This window comes from Actinomadura sp. NPDC048394 (genome assembly GCF_040651755.1).
GTDB classification, from domain to species: Bacteria; Actinomycetota; Actinomycetes; order Streptosporangiales; family Streptosporangiaceae; genus Spirillospora; species Spirillospora montaniterrae.
Genome location: NZ_JBEZJL010000045.1, coordinates 1 through 17,811, shown reverse-complemented (window position 1 = coordinate 17,811; position 17,811 = coordinate 1). Strand labels below are relative to the sequence as shown.

General features: G+C 69.8%; 13 protein-coding genes. 3 read left to right on the top strand and 10 right to left on the bottom strand.

Translation table 11 applies throughout. The features are described from left to right. Positions 1–27: 27 nt before the first annotated feature. The 3 genes from AB0C78_RS29895 to AB0C78_RS29885 all read right to left on the bottom strand — a co-directional run bounded on the left by AB0C78_RS29895 (position 28) and on the right by AB0C78_RS29885 (position 4,047). The gene (locus AB0C78_RS29895; protein ID WP_360754168.1) at positions 28–2,073 is read right to left on the bottom strand and encodes a hypothetical protein; all 2,046 of its coding nucleotides are present in this window, start codon (positions 2,071–2,073) and stop codon (positions 28–30) included. A gap of 6 nt (positions 2,074–2,079) precedes the next feature. After that, complete coding sequence (locus AB0C78_RS29890) at positions 2,080–2,412, bottom strand: hypothetical protein (protein WP_360754165.1); 333 nt, start codon at positions 2,410–2,412, stop codon at positions 2,080–2,082. Between the two features lie 381 nt (positions 2,413–2,793). Beyond that, entirely contained in the window at positions 2,794–4,047 is a 1,254-nt protein-coding gene (locus AB0C78_RS29885; RefSeq protein ID WP_360754162.1) for a PQQ-binding-like beta-propeller repeat protein, read from the bottom strand. 619 nt (positions 4,048–4,666) lie between these two features. Between AB0C78_RS29885 and AB0C78_RS29880 the strand changes: the two genes are divergently transcribed. After that, positions 4,667–5,215 (top strand): hypothetical protein, encoded by a 549-nt coding sequence (locus AB0C78_RS29880; protein ID WP_360754159.1) that lies wholly within the window; start codon positions 4,667–4,669, stop codon positions 5,213–5,215. A 37-nt stretch (positions 5,216–5,252) separates the two neighbouring features. Here the strand turns inward: AB0C78_RS29880 and AB0C78_RS29875 are convergent, their stop codons facing one another. The 7 genes from AB0C78_RS29875 to eccD form a co-directional block, all read right to left on the bottom strand. Continuing rightward, positions 5,253–6,671: a S8 family serine peptidase gene (locus tag AB0C78_RS29875; RefSeq protein WP_360754156.1), complete on the bottom strand. Its 1,419-nt coding sequence runs from the start codon at positions 6,669–6,671 to the stop codon at positions 5,253–5,255. An 84-nt stretch (positions 6,672–6,755) separates the two neighbouring features. Continuing rightward, positions 6,756–7,937, bottom strand: a complete 1,182-nt coding sequence (locus AB0C78_RS29870; protein ID WP_360754153.1) for a hypothetical protein — start codon at positions 7,935–7,937, stop codon at positions 6,756–6,758. Positions 7,938–7,963: 26 nt separating this feature from the next. Then, positions 7,964–8,545, bottom strand: a complete 582-nt coding sequence (locus AB0C78_RS29865) for a hypothetical protein (protein WP_360754149.1) — start codon at positions 8,543–8,545, stop codon at positions 7,964–7,966. 97 nt (positions 8,546–8,642) lie between these two features. Beyond that, positions 8,643–8,936, bottom strand: a complete 294-nt coding sequence (locus AB0C78_RS29860) for a WXG100 family type VII secretion target (RefSeq protein WP_151543136.1) — start codon at positions 8,934–8,936, stop codon at positions 8,643–8,645. Positions 8,937–8,982: 46 nt separating this feature from the next. Next, complete coding sequence (locus AB0C78_RS29855) at positions 8,983–9,303, bottom strand: WXG100 family type VII secretion target (protein ID WP_264159802.1); 321 nt, start codon at positions 9,301–9,303, stop codon at positions 8,983–8,985. A 216-nt stretch (positions 9,304–9,519) separates the two neighbouring features. Then, on the bottom strand, positions 9,520–10,965 hold the full coding sequence (eccB, locus tag AB0C78_RS29850) for a type VII secretion protein EccB (RefSeq protein ID WP_360754145.1): 1,446 nt from the start codon (positions 10,963–10,965) through the stop codon (positions 9,520–9,522). Between the two features lie 7 nt (positions 10,966–10,972). Beyond that, positions 10,973–12,373 carry a type VII secretion integral membrane protein EccD gene (eccD, locus tag AB0C78_RS29845; RefSeq protein ID WP_360754143.1) on the bottom strand — a complete coding sequence of 467 codons (1,401 nt, stop codon included), beginning with the start codon at positions 12,371–12,373 and terminating at the stop codon, positions 10,973–10,975. A gap of 177 nt (positions 12,374–12,550) precedes the next feature. Here eccD and eccCa point away from each other — a divergent pair, with 177 nt between their 5' ends. Together eccCa and AB0C78_RS29835 are read left to right on the top strand one after the other, a co-directional pair. Beyond that, a complete protein-coding gene (eccCa, locus tag AB0C78_RS29840) occupies positions 12,551–16,531 on the top strand; it encodes a type VII secretion protein EccCa (protein ID WP_360754140.1) in 3,981 nt (1,326 codons plus the stop codon). Between the two features lie 94 nt (positions 16,532–16,625). After that, complete coding sequence (locus AB0C78_RS29835; protein WP_360754137.1) at positions 16,626–17,342, top strand: methyltransferase domain-containing protein; 717 nt, start codon at positions 16,626–16,628, stop codon at positions 17,340–17,342. Positions 17,343–17,811 lie beyond the last annotated feature (469 nt).

The window sequence follows — 17,811 nt, the reverse complement described above, 5'->3', positions numbered from 1 at the left end:
CCGGCGGAGAATCCTGGGCCGCACTCGTCATCCTCCGGATCCCTGGATCGTCACGCCGCCGGCGTGATCGCGCGCCTGAGAGAATTCGAGCTGCGCCCGCTCGTTCAAATGGGCCATATCACCGTGACCGTACTTGGCGGCTTCGCGCGCGAGGAAGTTGACGTAGTCCTCGGTCTTTCCGGTGTTCATCGCCGACTGCGCGGATGCGGCTTCCGAGGTGTTGTGTTGAGCCGACTTGAACGCCTCGTTCACTCCTCCCGACAGCAGTTCCCCGACGCCTGGAACCGGAATCCGACCGGCGACGTTGCCGACCACGAGGTTCGTGACCTTCTGATACCGCCCCAGAGCCTGGTTGTACTGTGCGTCCGACTTGGTGGCATCGGCGCGGATCGCTTCGTTCTCCCCGTGGTCCAGTGTCCCCAGAACTCGAGCGGCCGCGTCGAGGTCACCGGCCGGGTGATGCCCGTGCATGAGCTGGTGCGCGTGCAACTGCTCCGCGGTATAGACGACCGCGTAGTCGTTCGGATCCTTGGCCAGATCCGTGAGGACACGACGATAGTTGTCGGTGTTACCGTCGAGATTCTGACCGAGGAACTTGTCGTGGACGTCGTTGATGTCGTTGGCGATGACGTTTGATATATGCCCGCGCAGGCCGTCGGGGATATGGCCGTTGAGCCCGCCGTAGTCGGTCGGCCTGCCGATGGTCTCGATGGTGTGGCGGGCGATCTCGGCGGAGGCCGGATCCGTGGCGGCGTTGGCGGTCGCGGACTCCAGCGCGCCGCCGAACATGCCCATCGCCGGCGGCTGGTAGTTCTTCGGCATCGCCGGTTCGCTGAAGTCGAGGGGCCACCGGCGCTGGGTGAGGAAGTAGTCGATCTTGCCGTGGTCGGCGAAGAACTGCCTGGACGCCTCGGGGTTGTCGGCCATGGCGCGCATGAGCCCGTACATCGGGTCGTTGCCCGCGCCGTTGCCGTCGCTGATGTTGAGATGCAGGTGGCCGTTCAACCCGGTCGGGCTGTTCTGCTGCCAGATCCCGGGATGGCTCTTTTCGAAGCCGTACAAGTCCCCACCGACGTCCTTGAGGAAGGATGTCGAGTAGTGGCCGCTGCGCATGAGGTTTCCGAGGATCTGGTAGCCGTATGGCTGGTAATCGCGCAGGCCGATGTCCATCTTCTGCTTGCCGGCGGCTTCGAGTTGCTTCACCCAGGCGTCCGGGACGTGCTGATGGTTGGCCGGGTCCGTTCCGGCCGCCAGCGCCGTCCCCATCTGGCGCTGGAGGTCGCCCAGCAGCGCGGTACGTTGCTTGTCGCCGCCGTATGGGTCCATCGTCGAGAGGACCCCGCCGAATCGGAGCGCACCCTGCGGACCGAGATCGTTGAGGAACGCCGTGGCGAACAAGGGGTTGCCCGAGTTCTGCTTGAGCAGGTCGTCCAGTTCCTTGAGCTCGGCCTTGCTCAGGATCGGAGCCTTCTTCGCCAGCTCTGCCGCGCGCTTGGCCTGGGCCGCTAGCTTGGCGTCGTTCGCCGCCTGGGTGTCGGCGTCCGGCATGGCGACACCCCACTTGCGCAGCTGCTGAGCCGCCTCCTGGTCCGCCTTGGTCGCGCGATCGACCGCATCCTTGATCAGCTTCGCGATGTTTTCTACGACGCCCTGCATTTCCTTCTGGCGCTGCGCCGCGAGGTCGGACTGGCCCGCCGGCACGGGGATCTTCGGGGCAGTGACCTTGGAGCCGTCGCTGGAGACCGTCACATTGCTGCGACGGGCGGCATCGAGCGCGCTGTGCAGCTCCCGTTGGGCGGCCGTGATCTCCTCCGAGAGGGTACGCAGGACCCCGGCCACCTGGCGCATCTCATCGACGGCGTCCGTTGTGGCCTGCTCGACGTTTCCGCAGTGCTTGGCCGCGGCCTGTGCCGCAGGCCCGGCCCACACGTCAGGGCGCTGCATCGGCCGGAAGACCTGGGAGGTCAGGTGCCCGGCCTCGTCATCGAGTTTCGCCGCGCAGTTGCTCCACGACTTGGCCGTCTCGCTGAAGAGTTCCGGCTTGGCCTTACGTAGCTGGTCGAAGCTCACCATGGCGCGTCACTGCCCCCCGACCTGCCGGACGTGGTGAATAACGCGCTGCTCCGCCTCGTGATAATGCTGCACGGACGTGTGCAGCTTGCTGCCCACATCGGTGGTCTGGCCGCCCAGCTTGCCGATGTTGCCGGTCCATGCCGTCGCGCATTGCGACAACGCGGAGCCCGACTCCCACCCGCCATGGCCGGTGACCGCCTCCCGCGACGGCCCCTCGATCACCTTCGACAACTCGGCGATGCGCTTGCCGATCGCGTCCGCCTTACGTGCGATGTCGGCCAGTTCGCCGCGATGGACCCGGAACTCGATCCCGTCGGCGGTCACCATGGGGGCTGTCATGCCTGTTCCTCTGCAGTTTTGAGCCGGAGACGATGACGCCGCCGGCTCACGATTCCACTTGGCTGGATCTCGCACTACGGCGAATCTCCGGCGACACCAGGCAGGCTTCAGTCCGGTCCACCGCACGTCCGCCTCCAACCAGTGGGAGACCGCGCCGCCGGGATCCGGCGGAATCTTTCCGCTCATGGCAAGACAAGTCAAGCCTCAGTCAACAATCCCGGCCGGATCGAGGTCACCACCTCCGTCTTAGCCGTTCGGGCGACGCCTCGCGCCATGGCCACCTGCGCCGAGAGCCCGTCCCAGCGCGGCCTGCACCAGGCCCGTCATCGTCGGACATTTCGGCCATGCCCGTGCAAATCGCCCCGGCTTACCGCGAGGACGCTAGTTGCCGATCGCTGTTATCGTGACCTGGCTCTTTGTCGGCGGGTGGTCGGAAGTGGCGATGAAGAGGGTGTTGTTTCCGGCGGCGATCCAGAAGGGTTTTACCTTCAGTGGAGGCTTTATGTCGACCGTCTTGGGTTGGCCGACCGTCACTACCTTGATCGAGCCATCCTGTTGTACTCCGTATGTGCGGACGCCGTCGAAGGTTGCCTCACGTACCCGGTCGGAGAGGTTCACGGTTGAGGGGTTAGCTCCGCTGGTGGTCATGATTGCGAAATAGTGCTTACCTTGGCGCACGAAAGGGAATATCATGGTGCTGCCTGCTGTCACCAGCGGCGATAGAGGGCCCCAGATGTCATGGGATTGAGCGTTGTTCAGCACCGTTCTTGGTTGGCCCGAGGAACCTTGGCTGGTCAGGTTGTGCAGGCCCTTTTTAGATGTTCGTTCGAATAGGCCGTAGCCGTCGTCGTTGATGCCTACGAACCTGTCGTTTGCGGATGGGCCGGGAGCGTCATCCGGCGCTAGCGTGCTATGGCGCCATGTGGGTTGGCCTGTGGCGGCGTTGACGGCGACGACGGCCTCTTGTGTGCCGCATGTTACGGGGACTGCGAGCCAGTTCTTGCTGACGTATCGCTTCGTCTCAACGCTGTTGGGCTGGGTCAATCGGGACGTGTCCGGTGTGCAGCCGTAGAGTTGTGGGCGGCCGATGTTCCACTTGGTGCGTCCGGTCTGGCCGTCGATGCCGCGGACGGTGTTGGTGGCGATCGAGACCACGGGGATGGTCGCGGACGTGGCCAATGCTTGAAGTTCGTCGGAGTACGGGATCAAGGCGCCGGATGGCGATGGCGATCGCCAGGTGACCCGGCCGGTTGGTGCGTGAACGCTGAACCAGCGCCCGTTGCGGGTGGCGATGACCACCTGCTGCCCGCTAACCGCGAAGGCCGCGACTCCTGAACGGTCAATGGAGACGCTGCGCCATACGGTCGCGCCAGTGCGGGCGTTGAGAGCCTCGACGTCTTGGGGCGAGGCCGTTACCAAGACTCCTGCGACCAGGGTCAGGTCTCTGATTTCGCCCGCTTCTGGAGCGAGGGCGAGGGTTCTTGTCCATGCGGTGTGCCAGTGGCCCGGCGTAGGGCCTGTGGAGGTGATCGGGGCGACGGACGGGGTCGCGGGCGGTGAATTCGTGGAGTCGCAGCTGGATACGAGCGCACAGGCCAGGAACAGCACTGCTGCTTTGCGAGGCTGTGCCGGCATCAGCACCCTCTCTGTGGCCGGTTTCAGCGGACGGGAGACGGCCCGCTGAGATTCGGCGGGATCTTTCCGTGGGGCGCATGACGAGTCAAGCCATAGTCAGGAGAGCGGGCGGAGCGTGCCGTTCCGTCGCCGCGTCGAGGCGATGCGGTGCGACCTGGGCGGAGTGGCTCGGGGAGCCTCTTCGATTTCGGGACGTGGGAGAGCGCCTTGGCTTCGGTGTTAATCTCGCGGCGTATCGGACGGTCGTTGTGGTTTGGGGGCTTGGGGGTTGGCTGAGGGTTCGCGGCCGGAGTTCGTTGCTCCTGATCAGGAGTTGGACGGGTCGTACCGGGAGGCTTACGAGGCCGATGGCGGTGGCGAGGCCGCGTCGGAGGTCGTCGCGCCGGAGCCGGCTGCGGAGGGCTCAGAGCCTCTCTCAGGCCCTGAGGGGACGGCGCGGGGGTCTGCCCTCGGGTGGCTGAAGGCTCGGCCGCGAGCGGCGATCGCTGGGGCGGCTGCGGCGGTCGTCGTGGTCGGTGGAGCGGTGGTCTGGGGCACGTCCGGGTCGGATGAGAAGCCCGCGCCTCGGATTCACTTCTCAGCGTTGCCGGTGGCGTGCCAGTCGCCGTCCGCGGCCGTCGTGTCCAAGTACATGCCGACGGCGGAGAAGCCGACGCCGGACACCGGCGGGGTTTCCGGCGACCAGCAGTACGCGGCCTGCGATTGGCGCGAGCCGCTCAGCGCCCAGAAGGGCAAGACGCTGATTTCGCGGCATCTGCGCGTCGCGATGCGGTTGTTCGTGGGTACCTCTGGGCTCGCCGATGCGGAATCCGAATACCAATCGGCCTGGCGGACATCGAAGCAGGGAACGGTCACCGACAGCGTCGGATCGATCCACAACGAGGCGCCGATCCTGACGCGCGGGGTCGGCGACGAGGCCTTCCTGCATCACAGCGTGACGACGACCGCGCTCGGACGCAACGGCACCACGAGAATGGTCGTCCGGACGGAGAACGCCGTCATCACCGTCGACTTCGACGGCGCCACCTACCCGCTCGACCACGACGGCGTCGCGGTTCAGAAGAAGGCCGTCCCGCTGGACGAATCGGTGACGCGCGAGGCCGCCCAAGCCGTCGCCCGCGACGTCACCACGGCGTTGTCGTCCTGCAAGACCTGCGTGCGCCGCTGACCCGGGCCGGCCACCAACCGGCCCGGGTCCGAAACGATCACTCGGGAGGCGGCGCCAGGTTCGGGTTGGGCGGTCCCTGCGGCGCGGGAGGCGCCATGTTCGGTCCGCTCTGAGGCGGCGCCAGATTCGGGTTCGGCTGCCCCTGCGGCGGCCCCTGGAACTGCTGCCCACCGCCCTGCGGAGGCAGCGGCTGTCCACCGGTGTGGCCACCGAAGGACGGCGGCGTCCCCGGCTGCCCCATCGGCTGAGGCCCGTTCGGGAAAGGCCCCGACGCGTACGGGCCGCCACCCGCGCCGCTCGACTTCCGGCGCCGCATCACGATGAAGAGCCCGGCGCCGACCAGCACGACGACGACCACGATCCCGCCGATGATCAGCGGCCCGTTCGACCCGCCAGAATCGCTGCTGTCGTTCTTCGTCGCAGGAGCGCCCTGGTTGCCACCGCCGCCGGTAGAGCCCTTGACGACGGCCTTGTCGAGCCGCGCGTACACGGGATTCGGAGCGTTCTGCGGAACATCGTTCTTCAGCGCCCGCGGAATGCTGATGACGCCGTAACCGAGCTCATCGTCCTTGCCCGGCTTCCCGAAGTCCTTCGCCGTGTTGGTCAGGAGCTGGACGACCCGGCGCGCCTTCATCTGCGGGTACTTGCTGCGAATGAGCGCCGCGGCGCCCGAGGTCAGCGCGGACGCCTGGCTGGTGCCCGCACCGGTGGTGTAGACGTGCCCGCTCTTTCCGATGCCGCCGACGTCGGCGCCCGGAGCGCTGACCGTGACGTAATCCTGGCGCTGTGTGTGCTCCCACGGCTGCCCCTGCCTGGTGAGCGCGCCGACGGCGAGCACCCCGGGGCAGGAACCCGGATAGTCGGGGCTGTTGGCGAAGTCGCCCTCGTTGCCTGCGGACGCCACGACGACCACGTTCTTGGTGTCCGCGTACTTGAGAGCCTGGATGACGTCGTCCGGGCAGTTGTACTGCCCGGATCCAGAGGCTCCCTCGGAGAAGTTGATGACCTTGGCTCCGTGGTCGACCCCATAGCGAATGGCCTTGGAAACGGTGGTCGGCGACACGTTCGGCGCATAGATCGGCAAGATCTTCGCTTCCGGCGCGATGCCGTAGAAGCCCGAACTGGTGCCGCGAGAGGCGATCAGGCTGGCCATGGCCGTGCCGTGCCCCTCGTTCTTGTCCAGGTCCTGCCGGCCGTCGCCGCTCCCGTCCTGAAGGTTGACGCCGGGGAGGACCGCGGGCTTCATGTCGGGGAGGGAAGCGTTGACCCCGGTGTCGACGACGGCGACCGTCACGCCACCGCCCTTGGTCTGCGGCCAGACGTCCTTCTGGATCGCCCAGGAGCCGAACCACCATTGATCCGGGCTCACAGGAGCGGCGTTGGCCACGGTCACCGGGCCAAGGGCCAGGCCCGCCGCCGCCGCTGCGGCCGTCGCCGTTTGGATCAGCCGTCGCATGTGTCGTTTCCCATCCAAATGCAGAAAGGGCGGACGGAGGTCAGGCCCCCGTCCGCCCTGTTCATGTCGTCGGTACCGCGGCGATCAGCCGATCACCGGAGGTGCGGTGTCGTCGTCGGCGCCCCAGATGTCGTCGTCCTCGGACAGCCAGGTGGTGCGCTCGCGCTCCTCTTCCTTGCCGTTGCCGTGGCCGCCGTGGCCCATGGGCATGCCGCCCATGCGTCCGGCGCCGGCGCGTCCGGCCGCACCGGCCGCTCCGCCGGCACCGAGGCCACCGCCGGCGGCGCCGAGACCGCCCGGAGTCGCGCCGAAGCCGCCGAGGCCGCCACCGGCTCCCGCGCCGCCACCGAGGCCGCCCGGGTCGGCGCCGAAGCCGCCACCGCCGCCCCCACCGAGGCCGGTGGACGGAAGACCTCCGCCGCCACCGCCGCCGGGGAAGCTGGACAGGTCGCTGCCGAGGCCGCCTCCGCCGAGGCTGCCCCCGCCGCCGTGGCTTCCACCGAGACCGCCGGGGTCGCTGCCGAAGCCGCCGCTGCCGGAGCCGCCGCCCGGAAGGTGCGGACCGCTGTTGGCCGCGGGCGCGAACGGGCTGGACCCGCCGGAGCCGCCAGAGCCGTACTTGCCGAGGCCGCCGGGGTCGCTGCCGAAGCCGCCGCCACCGCCGCCCGCGCCGCCGCCCGGAAGGCCGCCGCCACCGCCGCCACCGTAGCCGCCACCGGCCCCAGGGCCGCCGGGCGTCTTCGGGTCGTCTCCGAGACCGCCCTTGCCGTCCTCGGGGAGGTCCTGGGTGATCTCGCTCGGGTGGGCGTCGTAGGCCTGGCTCGTCCGCGTGAGGAAGCGCTTGAGCAGGTCCTGCGCGTGATGGTCGTCGCTGCTGGTGTGGATCAGGCCGTCACCGGCGTCGGAGCCCGCCTGCTTGTACCAGTCGAGGATCTTGGTGCCGTACCAGTTGTAGGTGGTGGCGTTGCCGCGGCTGCTCTTCGACAGGTTCGTCGCGGTGGTGTGGATCTGCTGGAGCTGGTCGAGCGCCTTCTTCGCGTCGTCGCCCTTCCAGTGCTTGACCAGCGTCTCGGCGTATCCGCGCAGCGCCGTGGTCATCTCGGCGAGCGCGTCGGCGGCGTCGGAGTACGCCGTCGCGGCGTCCTTGACCGGCTGCGAGTTGATGCTCGACAGCTGCTTCTTGACGTCGTCCATGCTCATCCCCGAGACGTCGGGAATGGCGCCGAAGGAGTTGTTCCCGCGGATGACGTAGAAGTTGTTGCCCATCTCTCCTCCTTCCTTCCCGATCCGACTCAGGTCAGGTTGGGACCGCCGCCGGGATTCACGCTGTTGACCTGCTTCTGCGTCGTGTGGTGCGCGTTCTCGTAGCCGTCCGCGGTCGCCTTCAGCTTCTCGATCACACCGTTGTAGGCCTTGGTGATGTCCTGGATGTACTGGCCGAAGCCGTCGCGGCTCTGGCTGGCGAGGTCCACGAACTTCTGGCTGTCCGGCGTGTTGCCGAGGTTGCCGGTCGAGATGGCGATCTTCTGGACCTTGCCGAGCCGCTGCTGCCAGCCGGTGAACTCGCTGTGCATCTTGCTGGCCAGGTCGCGCAGTTCCTTGGGGTCGACCTCGTAGCCCTTGCCGGCCTCGATGTCCCACTTCTTGTCGTCGAGGGGGGAGCCGGGCGGGAGCGCGTTGGAGGGGTCCGTGGGCTTGCCGGCGTCCGGGCTGTACTGGTAGTAGAGCTGCCGCTGCTCGTACTCGGGAAGGTCGTTCCACTCTTGCTGGGTCAGCCCGTGCTGCGTCTGGACCTGGGTGTATTCGCCCGCCCCGGTCGTATAGGTGTAGTCGATCTTCGACAGCACGTCAGGCGGCAGGGTGTACTTGCTCATAGCTCATCCTCCTGGCGAATGGCCTCCGGACCCCCCTGGCGCGCCTACGCCGTGCGGCCCGGGCGGGGCGGCACGACGTAGGCGGTCCAGCGGTCGTTCAGCCCCAGATGCCCTGGTTGCGGCGCTCCGCGGCGCTGTAGTTGCTGTGCGCCTCGCCGATGACGACACCGAGCTGGTTGAGGACCTGGCCCATGTGGGCGGCGGCGGCGTCCCACGTGCGCTTGGCCTCCCAGTAGGCGCCCTGGGCGTCGCCCTCCCACTGGGAGAGGTGGCGCTCGAGCTGCGACTCCAGGTCGTGGAGCTCGTCGGTCAGGGCGCGGTAGGCCAGCGAGAAGTCGGCCTGCGCCTGCTGCATGGTGCCGAAGTTTGCCTTGGTGTAACTGTCGCTCACGTCACGAGTCCTTCGCGTTCAGGGGGTCGGCGGGTGGGAGGGGCGATCAGGTGCCGCCGTTGAGCAGCTGGTTGATCTTGTTGACCGCGTCGGTCTGCTCCTGCTCGGTCGACTCGTACGTGATCTTCGTGTGGGTCAGCTTCTGGTGCATGCCGTCGAGGGCGGTGCGCACCTTGTTCATCTCGGTCTGGAACTCGTTGAAGACCCGGTCGAACGACACCGCGGCGTTGCCGGCCCAGCCGGACATCAGCGACGACTTGTGGCTCTCGAGCTGGCTCTGCAGGCCCTTGACGATGTTCGCGGAGTCCTCGATCCGCGTCGCCGCCTGCTGCATTGCGTTTCTGTCGACTGCGGACTGTCCACCCACAGTGTCACCTCCGTTTGCGAGTCTGTGGCGCCGCGCCGCGGGAGCCGCAAGGAGCCGGCGCGCGGCCTGCCCGGGGAGCACTCCTGAGGCACGAAATGTCAGCGATCATAGGTCGTATGTCCCGCCTATGTCGACGTGAATGATGATCTAGTGGTTCATGGCGGGATGGGAATATTCACGTGATCTACATCACACCGATTTCGGACGGTCCCTTCGTCAGCCTCCGGCGGTCGGAATGGGCTTTCGGGCCTGTGTCGGGTCCAGTGCGGGGCCCTGCGGGATGAGATGCACCACGCTCGACGGTACCGGGGCGGCCTTCTTCGCGTCATAGCCGAGCTTCTTCGCGACGTCCGCCGACGGCAGCGCGAACCGGATGCCCTGGTCGTTGACGAGCGACAGCGACCCCGAGCCCTCCGTGGTGGTGGACGAGTCGCCGCCGCCCGGCACCAGGCTCATCAGCGCGGCGCCGCCCGGCGGCAGCACCATCTGGTCGACGGTGCTGGACCCGCCGGCGGAGCCGGACCCGAGCACCCCGGCGGACGGCGCGGGCAGCGACCCGCCGACCGTCAGGTGCGACGTCGACGACCCGACCGGGAACACCGAGCACAGCGGCGTCGACGGGTCCCAGCTGACGAACTTCGGCAGCGTCGGCGGCAGGTTCTGGTCCAGCAGCCGCGTCTTCGACGTGATCTGCTGCGCGGACGACACGTCGGTGTCGACCGGCCGGACGCTCGCGCCCGGGTAGGCCTGGCTCTCGTTCGGGTCCAGCAGCAGCAGCTGCGCCTGCGTCGCGTTGATCTGCGACAGCCCGTCCTGGAGCATCACGTACCAGAGCGTCTGCCCGCTCGCGCCGGTCTGCGCCCGGAACACCTGCCCGACCCTGGCCTGCCCGCCGCCCGGCCCGGACACCGTCGTGCCGCGCCCGGGGACGTTCGGGGCGCCGAACCCGCCGGCGGACGGGATGGCGTTCAGCCACTTCGGCGGGACCTGGGCGGCCTCGGGGCCGTTCGTCAGGACCGACACCTGGTTCGGCGGCAGCGACAGCTGCATCCGGTGGTCCTTCCAGATGACCCACCCGACGCCGCCGGACTGCACCACCAGCGCCTCGCCGTCGCCGAGCCCGCGGCCGCCGACGTCGCGGCCGGCGGCGAGGGCGGTGAGCTGCTGCGGCACGCCGTTCGCGGCCTGCGTCTCGCGCACGCACACCGACCACGGGCCGCGGATGAGCTGGTCGCTGCCCGGCAGCGAGTCCGGCGCGCCCTGGATGCCGATCATCGCGCCGCGCTCGAACCCGTCCAGCGACTTGCGCGACACCGTCCGGCGGGAGACGTTGTCGGAGTCCAGCGCCAGCATCGCGGAGGCGTAGTTCGCGACCGGGAACATCTTCTTGGTGTTGGCGTCGTAGATGTACTTGGTGCCGGTCTCCTTCTCGATGATGAGGACGCCCGGCTGGTCCAGCCCCTTCGCGCCGCCCGGCGACAGCACGCCCCAGATGCCGAACACCGCGACGACCAGCAGCCCGACCATCACGCCGCCGAACGCGGCCGCCGACAGCCGCCGCATCGGCGACTCGGCGACGTCGGGCTCGCCCTGCAGCAGCGCGAGCCCGACGCGCTGCGTCATCAGCCGGTGCGCCTGGTAGAGATCCCGCCGGCTCTGCATCAGCGCCTCACCCGGCCAGCCCGCGGACGCGGGAGTAGACGTCCAGCACCGCGAGCGCCAGCGGGATCAGCGAGATCATCACCAGGACGTCGAGGATGTCGCCCCAGCGTCCCCAGAACGGGGTCGGCTTGTGCGTCGGCAGCCACATCGTCACCCCGACCACGACGCCGACGAGGATCAGCAGCGGGACGAGGGCGGCGGCGAGCGCGACGAGCTGGCTGCCGTGCACCGCGACCCCGATCACGGTCAGCACCAGGCCGAACAGCCCGACGACCAGCATCCAGGCGCGCTGCGACACGCCGCGGAAGACGCGGGCGCGCAGCAGCAGCGACACCGACATCACCGCGCTCGTCGCGGGCCCGGCCCAGCCGTCCGAGCCGAACAGGAACAGCATCGCGCCCGCGGCGACGAGGGCGATGGACGCGATGAGGCCGGTGGAGAAGCGGTCCGCGGCGGCGGTCCGGGCGAGCACCATCCGGCCGTCGACGGTCTCGGTGTCGCTGCGCAGCTCCTCCGCGCTGGCCGGGACGGGCGGCAGCGGCACCCGCGCCAGCTTGAACGACAGCGACGGGACGGCCGCGATGAACATCATCACCAGCACCGCGGCGACGGCGGCGATCCCGGCGGCGGGAAGGTCGTCGAACGCGAACCCGACGCCGGAGCCGACCGCGCCGACGAACGCGGCGAACGCGACGCCGAGGAACACCGGCAGCCCGTCCGCGACGCCGAACGCGGCGATGATCGCGGCGAGGGCGGCCACCCCGAACCCGGCGAGCAGGTGCGGCGCGCCGAGGTCGGCGAGCTCCGCGCCCTTGCGCGCGGGCGCGAGCGCGCCGGCGAGGAACGCGTACGGCAGCGCGGCGTAGCCGAGGACGACTCCGGCGCCGGAGTCGGCGAGCGCCCGCGACAGCGCGATCGCGACGACGAGGGTCAGCAGCGCGATGAGGCCGGCGGCGGCCGCCGGGATGATCCACGGCGGGCCGGACAGCGCGATGACGACCGCGCCGACGGCCAGCGCGACCCCGGCCGCGCCGAGCCCGAACGAGCGGGTCGTCGTCGGCCGCCAGCGGTCCGAGCGCTCCCGGATGCCGGTCGCGATGACGTCGGCGACGTCGTCGAACGACATCTCCGGCAGCTGCGCCATCCGCGGCCGGAAGTAGAGGATCTCGCCGTCCCGGACGCCGAGCGCGCTCGTCGTCTGCGCCGGGTCGAAGGGGTTGCCGTCCAGCCGCTGCAGCACCCACCCGGAGTGCGCGAGACCGGCATCGGCCATGTTCTCCCCGGCGGCCCGGAGGAGGGTCGGCAGCATGTGCGCGAGCGGCACGTCGGCGGGCAGGGACACGTCGACGCGCCGCCGCGGCGCGACGATGGTGACCCTGCACAGTTCGGTTGTGGCGGGGGAATTCACGGGAGCTCCCGTCCTCCAGGTCAGATCGCGGGCTGGATCCGATCGACGCGCAGCTTAGGATGTGACGTCCGATTACGCTAAATCAACACCAAACTCCACCAACCCGCGGGTCGGTCGTGCTCCCCGTCGTCGTCCGGCCGCCCTCGGGACGCGTAGGCCCGCGGAGGGAACCCCCAGGTGAGCACGGAACTCGTCAAGCGCAAGGAGCGCCGGAAACCGCCCCCTGCCCCGAAGGGCGAGCTGCTCCTCGAGTCGCCTCCGGAGATCCCGGAGATGCAGAGCGGCGGCATGCAGGCGGTGCTCACCTACCTCCCGATGGCCGTCATGCCGGTGATGATGGGCCTGATGTTCGTCGGCGGCGGCACCAAGTCGCCGATGATGATGATCAGCAGCGGCGGCATGGCGCTGGCCATGGGCGGCATGATGATCGGGCAGCTGAGCCGCGGCTCCGGCGAGCGCAAGTTCAAGCTGAACGGCGCCCGCCGCGACTACTTCCGCTACCTCAGCCAGGTGCGGCGCCGGGTGCGGCGCGCCGCCGAGCAGCAGCGCGAGTCGCTGGAGTGGAACAGCCCGGCCCCCGACTCGCTGTGGTCGCTGGTGATGAGCGCGCGCATCTGGGAGCGCCGCCCCTCCGACGCCGACTTCGGCAACGTGCGGATCGGCGCCGGCCCGCAGAAGCTCGCCGTGCAGCTGATCCCGCCGGAGACCAAGCCCATCGAGGACCTGGAGCCGATGACGGCGGGCGCGCTGCGCCGGTTCGTCCGCGCGCACTCCACCGTCCCGAACCTGCCGGTCGCGGTGTCGCTGCCGTCGTTCGCGCGGATCCTGCCGATGGGCGACATCGACGCGGTCCGCGGCATGGTCCGCGCGATGATCGCGCAGCTGACGGCGTTCCACTCCCCCGACGACATGCGGGTCAGCGTGTGCGCGTCCCCCGACGCCATGCCGCACTGGGACTGGGTGAAGTGGCTGCCGCACTCGATGCACCCGACGCTGACGGACGCGGCGGGGCCCGTCCGGCTGATGGCGGGCAGCCTGTCGGAGCTCGAGCGGATGTTCGGCACCGAGGTGAAGGACCGCGCCCGGTTCACCCCCGGCCTGTCGCAGAACGACCTGCCGTACCACGTCGTCATCGTGGACGGCGGCGCGATCACCCCCGACTCGCAGATCGGCTCGGACGGCATCGAGGGCGTCTGCGTGATCGACCTCACCGGCCACGTCGCGCCGACCGCCGACAACACGATGCTGCGGCTGCGTGTCGCCGCCGACAAGATGGCGATGCTGCGCCGCGACCGCACCGGCAAGGACGTCGCCAGCTCCCTCGGCAAGCCCGACCACTACAGCTACGTCCAGGCCGACGGCCTCGCGCGGCAGCTCGCGCCGCTGCGGGCCAGCGCCGCCGCCGGCGCCGAACTGGACGCGCTGTCCGCCGCGACGACGCTGACGACGCTGCTCGGCGTCCCCGACCCGACCCGGATCGACCCGCGGCAGGCGTGGCAGCCGCGCGCCCCGCGCAACCGGCTCCGCGTCCCGATCGGCCTGGACGCCGACGGCCGCCCCATCGAACTCGACATCAAGGAGGCCGCGCAGGGCGGGTACGGCCCGCACGGCCTGTGCATCGGCGCGACCGGTTCCGGCAAGTCGGAGCTGCTGCGCACGCTCGTCCTCGGCCTGGCGATGACGCACTCCTCGGAGGTGCTGAACTTCGTCCTCGTCGACTTCAAGGGCGGCGCGACGTTCCTCGGCATGGACGGCCTCCAGCACGTCTCCGCCATCATCACCAACCTGGAGGACGAGCTCCCCCTCGTCGACCGCATGTACGACGCGCTGCACGGCGAGATGGTGCGGCGCCAGGAATGGCTGCGGCAGGCCGGCAACTACGCCTCGCTGCGCGACTACGAGAAGGCCCGCGAGCAGGGCGCCGCGCTCAAGCCGATGCCGACCCTGTTCGTCGTGCTGGACGAGTTCTCCGAGCTGCTGTCCGCCAAGCCCGACTTCGCCGAGCTGTTCGTGATGATCGGACGCCTCGGCCGGTCCCTCGGCGTCCACCTGCTGCTCGCGTCGCAGCGCCTCGAGGAGGGCAAGCTCCGCGGCCTCGACACCCACCTGTCGTACCGGATCGGCCTGCGGACGTTCTCGGCGATGGAGTCGCGGGTCGTCCTCGGCTCCCCCGACGCCTACGAGCTGCCGCAGGCGCCCGGCAACGGCTACCTGAAGATCGGCACCGAGTCGCTGACCCGGTTCCGCGCCGCGTACGTGTCCGGCGCGTACCGTCCCGAAGAGGAAGGGACGGCACAGAACGGGCAGCAGGGGCCGCGGCAGCTCGCCCAGATCGTCCCGTTCACCCCCGCCTACGTTCAGCCGCGGATGCAGGAGCAGCCGCAGCAGCAGCGGCAGGCCAAGGACGACGACGGCCCGCAGATCAGCCTGTTCGACCTCGTCGTCAAGCAGCTCGCCGGGCACGGCCCGCCCCCGCACCAGATCTGGCTGCCGCCGCTGGAGGACCCGTCCACCCTGGACCAGGTCCTGCCGAACCTGCAGCAGACCCCCGAGTTCGGCTTCACCACCGCCGGCTGGGACGGCCGCGGGCAGCTGCACGCGTTCGCCGGCATCGTCGACAAGCCGTTCGACCAGCGCCGCGACCCGATGTGGCTGGACCTGTCCGGCGCCGCCGGCCACGTCGGCGTCGCCGGCGCCCCGCAGGCCGGCAAGTCGACGCTGCTGCGCACCCTCATCACCTCCCTCGCGCTCATGCACACCCCGCAGGAGGTGCAGTTCTACTGCCTGGACTTCGGCGGCGGCTCCCTCGCCCCGCTCGCCGACCTCCCGCACGTCGGCGGCGTCGCCAGCCGCCTCGACCCCGACCGCGTCCGCCGCACCGTCGCCGAGGTGTCCGGGCTGCTGGAGTCCCGCGAGCGGTTCTTCACCGAGCGCGGCATCGACTCCATCGCCACCTACCGGCGGCTCCGCGCCACCGGCCAGATCCCCGGCGACGGCTTCGGCGACGTGTTCCTCGTCGTCGACAACTGGCTGACCGTCCGGCAGGAGTTCGAGGCCGTCGAGACCACCATCACCGACCTCGCCGCCCGCGGCCTCGGCTACGGCATCCACGTCGTCGCCGCCACCAACAAGTGGTCGGAGTTCCGCCTCACCATCCGCGACCTGTTCGGCACGAAGCTGGAGCTCAAGCTCGGCGACCCGTACGAGTCGGAGATGGACCGCAAGCTCGCCGCGAACGTCCCCGAGGGCCGCCCCGGCCGCGGCATCACCCGCGAGGGCCTGCACTTCCTCGCCGCGCTGCCCCGCGCCGACGGCCGCCCCTCCTCCGAGGACCTCGCCGACGGCGTCAAGCAGCTCATCCAGACCGTCCAGGCCGGCTGGCAGGGCCGCCCGCCCGCGCCGCAGGTCCGGATGCTGCCGGACGTGCTGCCGCTCACCTCGCTGCCGCAGGTCGCCGAGACCGGCAAGCGGATCCCGATCGGCATCGACGAGGACACCCTGTCGCCCGTCCTGCTGGACTTCGAGAACGACCCGCACTTCGTCGTCGTCGGCGACAACGAATGCGGCAAGTCGAACCTGCTGCGCGTCATCGTCGACGCCGTCAAGGCGCGCTACACCCCCGACGAGGCCCGCATCATCATGCTCGACTACCGCCGCGCCCTCCTCGACTCGGCGGAGAGCGACCAGGTCATCGGGTACGCGGCGTCGTCGACCGCGGCGGCCGGGCTGATGAAGGACGTCAACGGCGCCCTCGTCAACCGGCTCCCCCCGTCCGACCTGACGCCCGAGCAGCTGCGGAACCGGTCCTGGTGGAGCGGGTCGGAGCTGTTCCTCGTCGTGGACGACTACGACCTCGTCGCCACCCCGTCCGGCAACCCGCTCGCGCAGGTCGCCGAGCTGCTGCCGCAGGCCCGCGACATCGGCATGCACCTGATCCTCGCCCGCACCATGGGCGGCGCGGGCCGCGCCATGTACGACCCGGTCATGCAGCGGCTGAAGGACATGGCCAGCCCGGCGCTGATCATGTCCGGCAACAAGGACGAGGGCAACCTGTTCGACGTCCGGCCCGGGCCGCTGCCCGTCGGCCGCGGCACCCACTCCGACCGCCGCGCCGGCAAGCGCCTCATCCAGACCGCCTTCCACGGCGACGTGCAGTAGCGGCCGCGACCGAAGAGCCCCGGGCCCGCGCCCGGGGCTCTTCGCGTTCCGCGGCGCTTGACTTCAAGTTCACTTGAAGTCCCAGCATGGCCGCATGCCCACCGACCTCATCGCCGCGCTCGACGCCGCCGACGCCACCCCCGCCGCGACCCGGCTCCGCGCCCGCACCTACCACCTGCTCCGCACCGCGCCCGGCGCGCACGTCGCCGACATCGGCTGCGGCACCGGACGCGCCGTCGCCGAACTCAACGCACGCGGCGTCCGCACCACCGGCATCGACCTCGACCACCAGATGATCGAGGCCGCCCGCACCCGCCACCCCGACGCCGACCTCCGCGTCGCCGACGCCCGCGCCCTCCCGTTCCGCGACGCCGAACTCACCGGCTACCGCGCCGACAAGGTCCTCCACAACCTCCCCGCCCCCGCAGACGCGCACGCCCTCGCCGAGGCCCGCCGCGTCCTCACCCCCGGCGGACGCGTCGTCCTCTGCGGCCAGGACTGGGACACCCTCGTCATCGACTCCGCGTTCCCCGACCTCACCCGCACCCTCGTCCACGCCCGCGCCGACCAGATCCCGTCCCCGCGCGCCGCCCGCCAGTACCGCGGCCTGCTGCTGGACGCCGGCTTCCAGGACGTCGCGGTGGAGGTCCACACCGCCGTGTTCACCGACGCCGCCGTCCTCCCCCTGCTCACCCGCCTCGCCGAACCCCGCCTCGCCGACGACTGGCTAGCCGACCAGCAAGAACGCGCCCGAACCAACCGCCTCTTCGTGGCCCTCCCCCTTTTCCTGGCATCCGCCACCAACCCTTGAGACCCAAGAATTTCCTTCAGCCGATAGCAGGTGCTCTGGGGCGGTAGGAGGGCTCTCCAGGCCCGTGGCGGGTTCTCCAGGCCCGTGGCGGGTTCACCGCGCCCGTGGCGGGTTCACCGCGCCCGTAACAGTTCTCCGCGCCCGTAGGAGGTTGTCTAGGCCGACAACGGGTTCTCTAGCCGATAACAGGCTCTTCAAAGTCGATAGCAGGTTGCTCCAGGCGCATAGCAGGTTCTCCAGGTCCATAGCAGATTGCTCCAAGGCCCATAGCGGGTTCTCCAAGGCCGATAACAGCGAATGGGTGTTCGGGTGGTGGGGTGGCGCTTGCGTACGGGGCCGCCCCTCCAAAGTCAAGGGCGCCTTCGGCGCCGCTACGCGATGGACTTCGTCCACCCTTGACTTTGGAGCCTCTGCGGCCCCTGGGCAGGTGATGGGGGCAGGCTCCGCCTGCCCCGCCCCCGGGTCGCGC

Bases quoted from the DNA above. Each gene is read 5' to 3' on its own strand.
- AB0C78_RS29895 (WP_360754168.1), bottom strand. From the start codon at position 2,073: ATGGTGAGCTTCGACCAGCTACGTAAGGCCAAGCCGGAACTCTTCAGC.
- AB0C78_RS29890 (WP_360754165.1), bottom strand. From the start codon at position 2,412: ATGACAGCCCCCATGGTGACCGCCGACGGGATCGAGTTCCGGGTCCAT.
- AB0C78_RS29885 (WP_360754162.1), bottom strand. From the start codon at position 4,047: ATGCCGGCACAGCCTCGCAAAGCAGCAGTGCTGTTCCTGGCCTGTGCG.
- AB0C78_RS29875 (WP_360754156.1), bottom strand. From the start codon at position 6,671: ATGCGACGGCTGATCCAAACGGCGACGGCCGCAGCGGCGGCGGCGGGC.
- AB0C78_RS29870 (WP_360754153.1), bottom strand. From the start codon at position 7,937: ATGGGCAACAACTTCTACGTCATCCGCGGGAACAACTCCTTCGGCGCC.
- AB0C78_RS29865 (WP_360754149.1), bottom strand. From the start codon at position 8,545: ATGAGCAAGTACACCCTGCCGCCTGACGTGCTGTCGAAGATCGACTAC.
- eccB (WP_360754145.1), bottom strand. From the start codon at position 10,965: ATGCAGAGCCGGCGGGATCTCTACCAGGCGCACCGGCTGATGACGCAG.
- AB0C78_RS29835 (WP_360754137.1), top strand. From the start codon at position 16,626: ATGCCCACCGACCTCATCGCCGCGCTCGACGCCGCCGACGCCACCCCC.